Here is a 13,140-nt window from a genome sequence, read left to right on the forward strand (position 1 = left end):
CCCATGGAAAAAATAGCTGAACTCAAACGCGCCAAGCTGCTGGCGCTGTCGCTGCTGCTGGTTGCCGCCGCGGCCTTTATCACCACCCTGTTCCTACCGCAGACCTTCTGGGTGCGCGGCGTCAAGGCCATTGCCGAGGCGGCAATGGTCGGCGCGCTGGCTGACTGGTTTGCGGTGGTTGCGCTGTTCCGCCGGGTGCCCATTCCGTTTATCTCGCGCCATACGGCGATTATCCCGCGCAATAAAGACCGGATCGGCGACAATCTCGGCCAGTTTGTGCAGGAGAAGTTTCTGGATACCCAGTCGCTGGTGGCGTTGATCCGTCGCTATGAACCTGCGCAGATGATCGGCGCCTGGTTCAGCAAGCCCGACAACGCTCAGCGCGTCGGGCTGCACTTGATGCAGGTGATGAGCGGTTTTCTCGAACTGACCGACGACGGGCGCATTCAGCGCCTGCTCAAACGCGCTGTGCATAAGGCCATTGATAAGGTCGATTTCACTGAAACCAGCGCCGTGATGCTGGAGAGCATGACCAAAAACAACCGCCATCAGGTGCTGCTCGACGCCATCATCAATCGCCTGATTACCCTGATTCAGCGGGAGAGCACGCGGGAGTTTATCTCTGACCAGATAGTCCACTGGCTGAAGACCGAACACCCGCGCAAGGCGATGGTGCTGCCCACCGAGTGGCTGGGCGATCAGAGCGCGGAGATGGTGTCGAACGCGGTGAACACGCTGCTGGACGATATCAGCCACGACCGCACGCACCAGATCCGTCAGGCGTTCGACCGCGCCACGCTGAAGCTTATCGACAACCTGAAAAACGATCCGGAGATGGCGGCAAAAGCCGACAACATCAAGCACTACCTGAAAAACGACGAGGCGTTTAACCGCTATCTGGGCGAGATGTGGGCCGATCTGCGCCAGTGGCTGAAGGCAGATATGCAGAGTGAAGATTCGCGCGTGAAGCAGCGCATCGCCAACGCCGGGCTGTGGTTTGGCGAAACGCTGTCTAACGACGCGAGCCTGCGGGCATCGCTGAACGAGCATCTGGAGCAGGCCGCGCACCGCCTCGCGCCGGACTTCGCGGCGTTTCTGACCCGCCACATCAGCGACACGGTGAAAAGCTGGGACGCCAAAGACATGTCACGCCAGATTGAGCTGAACATTGGCAAGGATCTGCAGTTTATCCGCGTCAACGGAACCCTGGTGGGCGGGACGATTGGCCTGATCCTGTTTTTACTCTCGCAGCTGCCTGCCGTGCTGGGGCATTAATCCGTTTTTGGCGGCGCGATGACGTAGCGGGTCGCCTCGAAGCGGTTCAGGATCAGGTGCACCAGAAAGACCATCGTCAGCGTCGCCACCAGCGAAAAGGTGACAGAGGTGATGCGGTACAGATCGCTGAACACCAGGTCAGTGTCGGGGTGCATGTTCTGCCCGAACATAATGCCGATGGTGGTGATGCTGGAAAAGCCCACGCCCGCCCCCACCTTTTCCATCACGTGGAGTCGCGCGCCAAACGCCAGGCCGAGGCCAATCAGCGGCATCATCAGCAGCATATGGCTGCTGTGATCGTAGAGTATTAGCTGCACCACCAGAATGTAGAGACAGCCCAGCACCACGCCGACCACGCGCCAGATCGAGCTCATCACCGAACCTCGGTAGTGCATCGGGAACAGGATCAAAATCCCCGCCATCAGCGCCGAAAGCGAATCGCTTAAGTCGCTAATCTGAAAAACCACAAAAATCAGCGTCGCGACGGTACCGGAGAGCAGCGACTCGTGGCGCACGCGGGCGTCGTCTTTCTCAATCAGCGGCGGCGGCTTGCGGGGCTCCACGTCCGGCAGCAGATAGTTCATCAGCGCGCTCAGGCACACCGCCATCACGCTGGCTTCGATGTTGGAGAACAAAAGCGTGTGCCAGTTGGTGGTGGGGTAGCTCATAAAGTTGAGCATCACGCTCTGGCACACCACGCCCATTGAGCCAAACAGGAACAGCGGCCCCTTGCTCATAAAGCGAAAACGCATCACGTACAGGGCAAAGACCACCAGCGTCATGATGACCGGCCATTGCGACAGGTAGCCGATGATAATCACCATTTCGACGCAGTTGAGCGATGCGCTGAAGATAAACTGCTTTGCCACGTGGCGATTAAACACCGGTACCAGCGACAGCAGCATGATCGGATAGACCACGAAAAACACGCCGTAGCTGGTGTTGTAAAAGCTGGAGATGCTGAGCGCAATCATCCCGGCAAAAACGATGCGCAGTGTCTGCCGGAAATCGTTTGCCGTATAGACGATGTTGCCGTGCGGGGTAAATACCCGCGCCAGGGTACTAATAGACATAGTGAAGCAGGCTCACCAGGTGGATCTGCATCCCGGAGAAAAAGCGCGCAAACGGCCCTTCGCTATTGTAGAGCTGCACGGTCGCGCGGGCGCCGGTCGGCAGATGCTTCGGCAGCGGCTCGTCCAGCGTCACGTGAATGCGCATGCGCTGGGCGTCGCGCACCCAGCGGTTGGAGGTTTCCGGCTCGGAAAGCTGGCCGTTAACGGCCTCCTGCCCCGCCAGGATCCCCGCGTCGCTGCTGGTGACGTGGGCGCGGAAAACGTGTCCCGGGAAGGCGTCAAACACCACGGCCGCATCGGTGCCCTGATGGGTATGGCGCAGGCTTTTTTCACGGAAATCGGCCACGATATCGGTCTGGTTGTTCACCAGCGCCAGCGCGGCGGAACCGGATGAGGCGTAGAAGCCAGGGCTCAGCTGCAAATTACTGACCGTGCCGTCCGCCAGGGCATAGACCTTCGTCCAGCCGAGGTTCAGCTCAGCTTCATCCAGCGCGTTGCGGTATTTTTGCAGCGTCACGTTGCGGTGTTCTTCGCGCTCACCACGCTGGATGCGCAGGTTCCGGATGTTGGCCTGAATCGTGCTGACGGACTGCTCGCTGCTCTGCCAGGTCGTGCGAACCTTATCCAGATCCGCCTGCGAGACGTTCTGCAGCGTGCTCAGCTTCTGGTAGCGGTCGAAGGTCACTTTGTCGTTACGCGCGGTCAGCACGGCGGTTTTCAGGCTGGCCTGCGCGGCGGCGATCTGCGCGTCCAGCTGTTCATTGGACAGGCGTGCCTGCTCGAGCGCGATTTGCGCCGCTTCCACCTTATTGCGAAACGGCGTGTCGTCGAGCTCAAACAGCAGATCGCCTTTCTTCACCTGGCTGTTGTTGTGGACATGTACCGCCGCCACGTAGCCGGAGACGCGCGGAGACACCGGCGTCACCACGCGCATTACGGTGGAGTCCGGTGTCAGCGGGATCCAGATATCCGCGACGATAAAGTAGACAAACATCAGCAGGAAAGAGGCAATACTCACCCTTACCCAGCGGGCAAACTTTTGTTCAGGGGTCATTATTTTTCGGTCTTGTTATCTTCTTCGCGGATTGTCCGCAAATTGCAGGCGATTTGATTCAACGTGGCGCTGAAAATGTCGAGATGTTCCGGCGCGATGTTTTGCGATACGCGCGCCTGATACGTCTCAATCACCTGAGTGAGCCTTTTTAATATGGCTTTTCCCTCAGGCGTCAGCGTCAGAAGCCGGATGCGCTTGTCATAAGGCGATGTGGTGCGCAGCAGGTAACCCTGTTTTTCCAGCTGTGTCAGGGTGCGCATCAGCGGCGGCAGTTCAATGCCCTGCACCTCCGCAAGCTCACTCATTGAGACGTTATCCCCGAGCTGATGAAGCTGCATCATCACCGTCCAGCTCGACTGGGTTAAACCGGTATCGAGAATGGCGTCGTCGATGACGGCACGCCACTGGCGCACGATCATCGCCATCCGCATGCCCATCGGCCTTCGACAGAACAGTTCTTCTTCTCTCATGGGGAAACCTCTCGTCACACGCGGTCAAGATAATAGTTATCAGGGTAAGTATCAAGAAACGAGAGGCAAAAGCGCAGGAATTGCGAAAGGTGTTACTGGAGGCGATGTACGCGTAGGCCCGGTAAGCGCAGCGCCACCGGGCGTTTTTAGCGGCTAAAAAGCCTCTTTAAAGCGGCCTTCCCCGACGCCGTCACCACCACCTCCCGATACCCCGCCACCCGCTGGATCCAGCCTTTGCTTTCCATGTGGATGAGCAGCGCAGCGCCCGCCTCACCGCCAAGATGAAACCGTCGCTCGCTCCAGTCCAGGCAGGCGCAGCAGGCCTTCCGGCGGGGATGCGCGCTTAACGGAATACCGAGCGCCAGGAACTGCTCCCGGCCATAGAGGGTCAATGCGGAACCGTCAGCCTCCAGCCAGCCTTCCGCCTGCATGAAATCATAGATCTGCACCGCCACGGCGCCTGCGAGATGGTCGTAGCAGGTCCGGGCTTCACGCATGGCTTTCGGCGCGCTGGTTTCCGGCGGGGTAATGCGGCCCCACGAAAGCCCCATCATCTGTTCCACCAGCGCCGCCACGTCGTGCCCGGCAAGACGATAATAGCGATGCCGCCCTTGCGACAGACAGATTATTAGCTGCCCTTCAACCAGCCGGGCAAGATGCCCGCTGGCGGTCGACGGGGCGACGTCTGCCGCGGCGCTCAGTTCGGTAGCGGTCCACGCCCGTCCGTCCATTAGCGCACAGAGCATCTTCACGCGCGACGGATCGGCCATGGCAGCCGCCACCGCGGCAATCGCCTTTTCCAGCATCGCGCTGTTGTCAGGAGGTAAACTCGTCTTAAGCATGGGCCGCCCAGGGTTCGGTGATCTCAGCGGCCAGCTTATCATCATCCGTCAGCAGAATAAGGTGATTCGCATGGTCGCTGTACTGAGTCAGGATAGACACGCCGCGTGCCGCCAGCGCCGCCGCGATCTCGCCCAACTCGCCTGGACGCTCCTGCTTAAGCTTTCTGATCACCGGCTGTCGCACCGCCTGTACGGTAAACCCGGCGTCGAGCAACACGCGTCGCGCTTTTTCCCCGTCTTCCACCAGGAAATGGGCATGTGTACCAAATACGCCACCGCCCTCCAGCCCCACGTCGTTGCGGCCCAGCAGCTGTCCAAACCGCGCCAGTTCACCGGGGGTATCGCGAAAAATGACATGAACGTCATACATCGGCATGCCCTCCGGTTTCGGAACTGTATTCCCGCACCAGCTGCGCCACCCGGATGCGGTAGTACGCAAAAATCGACTCCCGCCCTTCGGCCTGCGCCGCCTGATGAAAGACGTTCTGCTTCCAGCGGCGGACGGCCTCTTCATCCCGCCACCAGGAAAGGGACAGGATTTTGCCGTCGGTGGTCAGGCTCTGAAAACGTTCGATATCAATAAAGCCGTCGATGTCCGCCAGCAGCGGCTTAAGCTCTGCGGCAAGCTGAAGATAGCGCGCCTGATGGGCAGGCGCGGCTTTAGCTTCAAAAATGACTGCGATCATGGGGGTCTCTCCGTGGTGATGTTGAGGAGAGCATGCGGGATGGAAAAGCACAATGCTTCGGTAAATAGCGAAGTTTTAGCCCACAATCGACCTCGGCTCCATAAACGCCCGAATTCCCCACTCGCCCATCTCGCGCCCCAAACCGGAGTGCTTAAACCCGCCGAACGGCGCTTTCGGTTCATGAGCCAGGGTGTTCACCAGCACGCGACCGGAAACAATCTGCTGCGCCACGCGTCGCGCGCGGTTTACATCACCACCCAGCACCATCGCGCTCAGGCCGTAGTCGGTGTCGTTGGCAATGGCGATCGCCTCCGCCTCGTCACGATAGGGGATCACGCACAGCACCGGACCGAAAATCTCGTCGCGGGCAATCGTCATCCGGTTGTTCACGTCGGCAAACAGCGTCGGACGCACGAACCAGCCGTCCCGCGTGCCTTCCGGCCGTCCTTCACCGCCCGCCAGCAGGCGTGCCCCCTCTTCGATACCTTTACGGATATAGCCCTGCACCCTCTGCCACTGCTTTTCGCTTACCATGGGGCCGACGTCCGTCGCGCTATCGCGCGGGTCGCCGGATTTCACCGCCGCCACGGCCTGCGCCAGCGCGGTTTCGATCTCCTCCTTGCGCGCCTGCGGCACCAGAATGCGCGTTCCGGCCACGCACGCCTGCCCGCTGTTCATAAACCCGGCCTGGATCACCAGCGGGATCGCCTGCGCGAGATCCACATCATCCAGCAGGATCGTCGGCGATTTACCGCCTAACTCCAGCGTCACGCGCTTAAAGCTTTCCGCCGCGTTACGCAGGATCGCCTTGCCGGTATTCGTGGAGCCAGTGAACGAGATTTTCGCCACGTCCGGATGGCGGCTAAGGGTTTCGCCCACCGTCTCGCCGCGTCCGGTGACGATATTAAATACCCCTGGCGGTAATTCAGCATCGCGCAGCGCTTCAGTGACAATCTGCGTTTGCAGGGCGCTCATTTCGCTCGGCTTGATCACCGCCGTGCAGCCCGCAGCCAGCGCGGCCGCCAGTTTGCCGCAGATAAAGCCCGCGTCGCTGTTCCACGGCGTGATAAGCCCGGCCACCCCAAGCGGCGTCATCTGCACCGTCGCTGCACCTGCGGGGGTGACAAACTCAAACGCCTCCAGCGCCTCGATGGCCTGAGCAATCACCTCCGCCGGATAGCTGGCCATCCACGCCGATCGCGAGGCGGGCGCGCCGTACTCTTCAATGACCGCTTCCAGCAGATCGTCGTGGCGAGCGGCCACGGCGGCGTGCATACGTTTTAGGGCTGCGATGCGTTCCTGCTTTGTGGTTTGCGACCACGCCGGAAACGCCGCTTTTGCCGCCGCAATGGCGCGCTCAGCGTCAATCTCATCCGCCAGGCGAACCTGACCCATAACCTGCGCCGTCGCCGGGTTGTACAAGTTAAAACGTTCGGTACCGTGCGGGGTAACAAACTCGCCGTTAATAAAGATCTGTTCGATGGTGTGCATATAAACCTCCTCAGGCTTTGTGAGCCCAGTCTGTCACGACTTCTCCGTTGCGATAATCCACGCTATGCTGCAAGGGTTGTTTCGATTTTCAGGATAATCTATGCATCGTTCAGGTCTGACAGAGCTGGAAGTAGTGATGGCGGTGGTGCGGCGCGGCAGTTTTCGCGGTGCGGCGCAGGAGCTGGGGATGTCCGCCACGGCGGTAAGTAATGCCGTCGCCGGGCTGGAGAGCCGCCTTGAGACGCGACTTTTCAACCGCACCACCCGCAGCGTGGCCCTCACCGACGCCGGGCAACGGTACGTGGCGCGTATCGGCCCTGCCCTGCAGGAGATCCGTCTCGCCAGCGAGGAGATCCACAGCGAAACAGGGGAACCCGCCGGAACGCTACGGCTGAACGTGCCGAACCATATCGGCACGCTTTTTCTGGACCAGCTGCTGATCGACTTCATGATCCGCTACCCGAAGATGCGCGTAGAGACCGTCAGCGAAGCGCGAATGATCGACATCGTCGCGGAAGGCTATGATGCGGGGATCCGCCTCGAAGAGTCCGTCCCGCAGGACATGATCGCCGTACCGCTGACCGGTGAGATCCGCCAGCTCGTCACCGCCACGCCGGCCTATTTCGCCCGTCACGGCATACCCGAAACGCCGGACGATCTGCTTTCACACCAGGGGATCGGCATGCGCATGGCCCACGGCGGGATCTACCGCTGGGAGCTGGCGCGTCGGGGGGAAACGTACGCCCTTGCCGTGCCGCCGCGCTTTGCGACGTCCGATCTTTTTGCCTCGATCCGCGCCGTGAAAGCAGGATTAGGGGTGGGATTTTTGCCGGAACTCTATATTCAGGACGAGCTGAAAAGCGGGGAACTGGTGAGCGTCCTGAACGACTGGGCGCAGCCGTTTGCCGGGCTGCGCCTGTACTACCCCGGCCATCGCCACGTCCCGCCGGGACTGCGGACTCTGGTGGCGATGATCCGCGAGCGCGGAATTATTCCAGGTTAGCCTTGTTCAGCCCGTACGCCGCGTCCAGCGCGCCGGGCGCCATGCGGGAGGTGATCCCCAGACGGTTCCAGGCGTTGATCGCCACGATGGCGAAGTTCAGCTCTGAAATCTCGACGTCCGAGAAGTGCTCCGCCACGCTGCGGTACAGTGCATCGCTTACGCCGTGAACGCCAATCTGGGTCAGCGCTTCGGTGAACGCCAGCGCCGCTTTCTCGCGGGCGCTGAACAGCGGGGACTCGCGCCAGGCCGCCAGATGGTACAGGCGCAGCTCGCGCTCGCCGGCGATTTTGGCCTCTTTTGAGTGCATATCCAGACAGAACGTACAGCCGTTCAGCTGCGACACGCGAATGTCAATCAGGTGCTTCAGCGCCGGGTCGATGGAGGTTTTTGCCACCTCCATGCTCAGGGCAGACAGCGCGTTGGCGAGGGCAGGTGTAACTTTATGGTGGTTAACGCGAGTGCTCATTGTCTTTCCTCTTTTTGTGCGGCATGTGTCATGCGATGAGGCAAATCTACGCCGTTCATGACATAGTAAAAAGATACAAAAAGCGTGAAATGAGGTAGGACATGAAGCCGGGCTATCACGAGATTTATTCCCGCTATCGCGACAACATCATGCGCGGCGTGCTGAAGCCGGGCGATAAGGTGCCTGCCATCCGCGTGCTAGCCGAAGAGCTAAAGGTGGCGCGTAAAACCGTCGAAACGGCGTATGCCATTCTGACGGGCGAAGGGTATCTGGTGAGCCAGGGGGCGCGCGGCACGCGGGTTAACCCGGACTTACTGTTGCCGGACAAGACAGCCCCCGCGGAACAGCCCACCGGCACGCTTCCGGCATCGCTCATCAGCCAGCGCGAGCGGGCGGGGTTTCTGCGCCCCGGCATCCCGGCCCTCGACAGCTTTCCATATAAAAAATGGCTGCTGCTGGCGGGCCAGGCGACGCGGGCCATGCGTCAGGAGGAGATGCTCAACCCGCCCGTTCTGGGCTGGTATCCGCTCCGCCAGGCCATCGCCAGCTATCTCAACATTTCGCGCGGGCTGTCCTGCAGCGCCGAACAGGTGCTGATCACCAGCGGCTACAGCGGTAGCCTGCGGCTGATCCTCGACACCCTAGCCAGCCGCAGCGACAAGGTATTGTTTGAAGATCCGGGCTATTTTATGGGCCAGCAGCTGCTCAAGCGGATCGTGCCGCGCCTGCACACCGTGCCGGTCGATCGCTGCGGCATCGATACGGACTACCTGCTCCGCTACCATCGCGACGCACGTTTTGCTATCGTCACCCCGTCGCATCAGAGCCCGCTGGCGGTAACGCTCTCCCTGCCGCGCAAGCAGCAGCTGCTCGACTGGGCCAGCCAGAACGAGGCGTGGATTATCGAAGACGATTACGACGGGGAATTCCACTACACCCGCAAAGTGCTGCCGTCGCTGAAAAGCCTCGACCAGCACGACCGGGTGATTTTTATGGGCACCTTCAGTAAAACAATCATGCCGTCGCTGCGCATGGGCTACGTGGTCATGCCCGCCAGCACCGTCGGAGCCTTTACCGACTGCGCGGACATCACCACCAGCGGCCAGCCGGTGCTGACGCAAAAGATCCTCACCGCGTTTCTCAACGAAGGGCATTTTTTCCGTCATCTGAAAAAGATGCGCGCGCTGTATCAGACCCGCCGCGACTGGATGATTGCCGCCCTACAGAAGGTGTATGGCGATCTGTTTTTCACCGAGCAAAACGACGGCGGGATGCATATCGTGGCGTTCCTGACCAAAGGAAGCCGTGACCGGGAAGTGGCGCGCTGCTGGCAGGAACAGCAGCTGCAGGTCAATGCGCTCTCGGAGTGGTATCGCGGGTCGGGCAAACGCTACGGACTGGTGATGGGCTATAACAACGTGCGGTCGTATCATGAGGCGCTGGACTTGCTGGAAAGGCCGAAGCGGCAGACGTTCGAGCTGTTGCGCTGAACATCGCCGGGTGCGGCTGCGCCTTACCCGGCCTGGGGTTTAAATATCATTGCGGGATAAACCAACGTCCTTCAGCTGCTCGTCGCTCATCTGGCTCAGGATGCGGCGGGTACGGTTGATGCGATACCAGTTGCAGATCGTTTTTCCGATCCACACAAACACGACGAACGAACGTTTTGAACGATTCTCGTAGAATTCCATGATGCTCTCCTCACTGTGCCAGTGGGGTTATCATCCCTGAAATCCACCCGTGCAATACAGATGCAAAAACAGCTTTTGTTTAACATACAGATCCGCTAAAACAGTATCTGCATGCCAATTTTCGCAGCAATCTGTACTGGTTTTATAATCTGTATGGTGAAAACAAAGGATACAGCATGACGCGCTATCAACATCTCGCCAACCTTCTGGCAGAACGCATTCAACAAGGTCTGTATCGCAGCGGTGAACGTTTGCCGTCGGTGCGTGCGCTGAGCCAGGAGCACGGCGTGAGCATCAGCACCATACAGCAGGCCTACCAGATCCTCGAAAACCTCCAGTTGATAACCCCTCAGCCGCGCTCCGGCTATTTTGTCTCACCGCGAAAAGCCCAGCCGCCCGTCCCGGCGATGACGCGCCCGGTGCAGCGCCCCGTGGACGTTACCCAGTGGGATGAGGTGATGATGCTGCTGGACGCCCGCGCCGACAAAGAGATGATCTCCTTTGGCGGCGGTTCGCCGGACATTAACCAGCCGAGCCTGAAGCCCCTGTGGCGCGAGATGAGCCGCATCGCACAGCATAACCCCGGCGAGATGCTGAGCTATGACGTGCTCGACGGGCGCCTGGAGCTGCGCGAGCAGATCGCGCGCCTGATGCTGGACGGCGGCTCCACCGTCTCGGCAAGCGACATTGTGATTACCAACGGCTGCCACGGTGCGCTATCAATCGCCCTGCTCTCGGTATGCAAACCTGGAGATATCGTGGCGGTGGAATCGCCGTCGTTTCACGGCACCATGCAGATGCTGCGCGGGTTTGATATCAAGGCGATTGAAATTCCTACCGACTCTGAAACCGGGATCAGCATCGAAGCGTTGGAGCTGGCGCTGGAGCAGTGGCCGATCAAAGCAGTGATTCTGGTGCCCAACTGCAATAACCCGCTCGGGTTTATCATGCCCGAAGCGCGGAAAAAGCAGGTGCTGGCCCTCGCCCAGCGGCACGATATCGTGATTGTTGAGGATGACATTTACGGCGAGCTGGCGGCGGAGTACCCGCGCCCGCGCACCATTCATTCGATGGATATCGACGGACGCGTGATCCTCTGCAGCTCGTTTACCAAAACCGTGGCGCCGGGCCTGCGCGTCGGCTGGATTGTACCGGGACGCTACTACGACCGGGTGATGCACATGAAATACGCCGCCGGCGGGTTTAACGTGCCGGGCACGCAGATGGCGGTGGCGGCGTTTATTCGCGACGGTCATTACCATCGCCACGTGCGCCGCATGCGCCAGATTTATCAGCAGAATATGGAAACTTACACCTGCTGGGTACGGCAGTACTTTCCAGCAGAGATTTGCGTCACGCGCCCACAGGGCAGCTTCCTGCTGTGGATTGAGCTGCCGGAGAAGGTCGACATGGTGTGCGTCAGCAAGCAGCTGTGCCGGCTGAAGATCCAGGCCGCGGCCGGGTCGTTGTTTTCCGCCTCAGGGAAGTACCGCAACTGCCTGCGGATCAACGTGGCGCTGCCGCCGACGGAGAAAAACCGCGAGGCGCTGAAGAAGCTGGGTGAAGCGATTGTGATTGCGATGGAGGAGGGCTAGTGCGGCCTGATGCCCTCACCCCGCCCCTCTCCCACAGGGAGAGGGAGAAAATCGTGCCGCATTACTCGTCGAAGTACCAGTACCCCTGATTAATCAGCCCGGTGAGCTCTTCGACAAACGCCGGGTTATTCAGCGCATCGCCCAGCTCGGCCTGGCCGAGTTCGGTGTAGCGGCACAGCGCATCCGCCGCCTTCGCGTCTACCGTCTCCAGCTGTTCGCTGTTGATAAAGAAGCTGCCGTTGACGTTCAGCACGCGCAGGCCGCTCAGGCGAGACAGCGTTTCGCCGTCCTGCAGCGCGTCCAGCACCTCTTCCGGCGCGTAAGGCGGCTCGGCGGCGGCGATATCCAGCTCGTGGCGCGGGGTGGAGACAAAGCTGCCGAACCATTTTGTGAAATCTTCCGGCTGGCTAATCATGTCGATCATCATCTGACGAATGCGATCGAGCTCGTACTGCTCCACGCGGCCCGGGTGTTCGCGGCAGGTCAGATCCGGATCGCTGTAGTGCTCGCCGCCCAGATCGTTTTCCAGCGCGTAGTCGGCGAAGCTGCTGATCAGATCGCGGCCGTTCGGCCCGCGGAAGCCGACGGAGTAGTTAAGCGCCGTTTCATGGGTAAAGCCGTCGTGCGGGAATCCTGGCGGGATGTAGAGGATATCGCCCGGGGCCAGATCTTCGTCGATGATCGGCTCAAACGGATCGACATGCAGCAGCGCCGGATGCGGGCAGAACTGACGCATCGGCAGCTTGTCGCCCACGCGCCAGCGGCGGCTGCCCATCCCCTGAATGATGAAAACATCGTACTGATCGATATGCGGACCCACGCCGCCGCCCGGCACGGAGAAGGAGATCATCAGATCGTCCAGACGCCAGTCCGGCAAAACGCGGAACGGACGCACCAGCTCCGCGGCGGGCATATGCCAGTGGTTCACCGCCTGCGCCAGCAGCGACCAGCCGGTTTCGCCCAGATCGTCGAAGTGCTCAAACGGACCATTGCTGGCCTGCCATTTACCGTTGAAATGGCTCACCAGACGGCTATCGACCTCCGGCTCCATCGCCAGCCCTGCCAGCTCGTCCGGGGTAATCGGATCGACAAAATTCGGGAAGGCATTTTTCAGCACGACGGGTTGTTTTTGCCAGTATTTCTCAAGAAATTCCGGCCAGTTCAGGTTCAGTTGATACGCCATGGGTAGCACCAGTGAGAAGGGAAACAGGCGCGATTATGGAAGAGAGCAAGCGGAAGTGCTTTGTCGTGGGTCAAGCGCAGATGATTTGCCTGCCACGCGCGTGTTGGCAATGATAAACCTGGTCATTAGGTGAAGTGGTATTAAAGTAAAACTTAAATGATAATTTTTCCTGAACCTTTTCCCCTGTCCGATGTTTACTTTTACTCAAGACATCTTACCTCTTAAAACTGGTAGTTTTTTAATTTTAAGAACAAGATTAGTATTAGAGATTGTCATTTTTTATATTTAGCTCTAAGCTATTTTCTTTTGCA

General features: G+C 59.7%; 14 protein-coding genes. 4 read left to right on the top strand and 10 right to left on the bottom strand.

The window, feature by feature from the left end:
• The first annotated feature begins 3 nt into the window (after positions 1–3).
• Entirely contained in the window at positions 4–1,275 is a 1,272-nt protein-coding gene (locus F0319_RS21965) for a DUF445 domain-containing protein (RefSeq protein ID WP_111964132.1), read from the top strand.
• Here F0319_RS21965 and F0319_RS21970 read toward each other — a convergent pair.
• The 7 genes from F0319_RS21970 to F0319_RS22000 all read right to left on the bottom strand — a co-directional run bounded on the left by F0319_RS21970 (position 1,272) and on the right by F0319_RS22000 (position 6,891).
• The gene (locus F0319_RS21970; RefSeq protein ID WP_149367773.1) at positions 1,272–2,348 is read right to left on the bottom strand and encodes a DUF2955 domain-containing protein; all 1,077 of its coding nucleotides are present in this window, start codon (positions 2,346–2,348) and stop codon (positions 1,272–1,274) included. The genes F0319_RS21965 and F0319_RS21970 overlap by 4 nt on opposite strands.
• The gene (locus tag F0319_RS21975) at positions 2,338–3,405 is read right to left on the bottom strand and encodes an HlyD family secretion protein (RefSeq protein WP_111964134.1); all 1,068 of its coding nucleotides are present in this window, start codon (positions 3,403–3,405) and stop codon (positions 2,338–2,340) included. Before F0319_RS21975 ends, F0319_RS21970 begins: the two co-directional genes overlap by 11 nt.
• On the bottom strand, positions 3,402–3,872 hold the full coding sequence (locus tag F0319_RS21980; protein WP_149367774.1) for a MarR family winged helix-turn-helix transcriptional regulator: 471 nt from the start codon (positions 3,870–3,872) through the stop codon (positions 3,402–3,404). The genes F0319_RS21975 and F0319_RS21980 overlap by 4 nt, the downstream gene beginning before the upstream one ends.
• A gap of 146 nt (positions 3,873–4,018) precedes the next feature.
• A complete protein-coding gene (locus tag F0319_RS21985) occupies positions 4,019–4,714 on the bottom strand; it encodes an ArsR/SmtB family transcription factor (RefSeq protein ID WP_149367775.1) in 696 nt (231 codons plus the stop codon).
• Positions 4,707–5,084: an amino acid-binding protein gene (locus tag F0319_RS21990; protein WP_149367776.1), complete on the bottom strand. Its 378-nt coding sequence runs from the start codon at positions 5,082–5,084 to the stop codon at positions 4,707–4,709. Before F0319_RS21990 ends, F0319_RS21985 begins: the two co-directional genes overlap by 8 nt.
• Positions 5,077–5,400, bottom strand: coding sequence for an antibiotic biosynthesis monooxygenase family protein (locus F0319_RS21995; RefSeq protein ID WP_033144543.1), 324 nt, complete (start codon positions 5,398–5,400; stop codon positions 5,077–5,079). The genes F0319_RS21990 and F0319_RS21995 overlap by 8 nt, the downstream gene beginning before the upstream one ends.
• 75 nt (positions 5,401–5,475) lie before the next feature.
• On the bottom strand, positions 5,476–6,891 hold the full coding sequence (locus F0319_RS22000; protein WP_149367777.1) for an aldehyde dehydrogenase family protein: 1,416 nt from the start codon (positions 6,889–6,891) through the stop codon (positions 5,476–5,478).
• A 100-nt stretch (positions 6,892–6,991) separates the two neighbouring features.
• Here F0319_RS22000 and F0319_RS22005 point away from each other — a divergent pair, with 100 nt between their 5' ends.
• Positions 6,992–7,894, top strand: coding sequence for a LysR family transcriptional regulator (locus F0319_RS22005; protein WP_149367778.1), 903 nt, complete (start codon positions 6,992–6,994; stop codon positions 7,892–7,894).
• Here the strand turns inward: F0319_RS22005 and F0319_RS22010 are convergent.
• On the bottom strand, positions 7,881–8,360 hold the full coding sequence (locus F0319_RS22010; RefSeq protein WP_023310248.1) for a carboxymuconolactone decarboxylase family protein: 480 nt from the start codon (positions 8,358–8,360) through the stop codon (positions 7,881–7,883). The two genes, F0319_RS22005 and F0319_RS22010, sit on opposite strands and share 14 nt — an antisense overlap.
• A gap of 101 nt (positions 8,361–8,461) precedes the next feature.
• On the opposite strand from F0319_RS22010, the gene pdxR reads away from it, so the two are divergent.
• Positions 8,462–9,850, top strand: a complete 1,389-nt coding sequence (gene pdxR / locus F0319_RS22015) for a MocR-like pyridoxine biosynthesis transcription factor PdxR (protein ID WP_149367779.1) — start codon at positions 8,462–8,464, stop codon at positions 9,848–9,850.
• A 39-nt stretch (positions 9,851–9,889) separates the two neighbouring features.
• Here pdxR and F0319_RS22020 read toward each other — a convergent pair whose 3' ends face one another.
• Positions 9,890–10,051 (bottom strand): DUF1127 domain-containing protein, encoded by a 162-nt coding sequence (locus tag F0319_RS22020; protein WP_149367780.1) that lies wholly within the window; start codon positions 10,049–10,051, stop codon positions 9,890–9,892.
• Between the two features lie 176 nt (positions 10,052–10,227).
• Here F0319_RS22020 and F0319_RS22025 point away from each other — a divergent pair, with 176 nt between their 5' ends.
• Positions 10,228–11,646, top strand: a complete 1,419-nt coding sequence (locus F0319_RS22025; protein ID WP_133293710.1) for an aminotransferase-like domain-containing protein — start codon at positions 10,228–10,230, stop codon at positions 11,644–11,646.
• A gap of 61 nt (positions 11,647–11,707) precedes the next feature.
• Here F0319_RS22025 and F0319_RS22030 read toward each other — a convergent pair whose 3' ends face one another.
• Positions 11,708–12,829: a ribosomal protein uL16 3-hydroxylase gene (locus tag F0319_RS22030; protein WP_149367781.1), complete on the bottom strand. Its 1,122-nt coding sequence runs from the start codon at positions 12,827–12,829 to the stop codon at positions 11,708–11,710.
• Between the last annotated feature and the right edge of the window lie 311 nt (positions 12,830–13,140).

Source organism: Enterobacter vonholyi (assembly GCF_008364555.1).
Classification (GTDB): domain Bacteria; phylum Pseudomonadota; class Gammaproteobacteria; order Enterobacterales; family Enterobacteriaceae; genus Enterobacter; species Enterobacter vonholyi.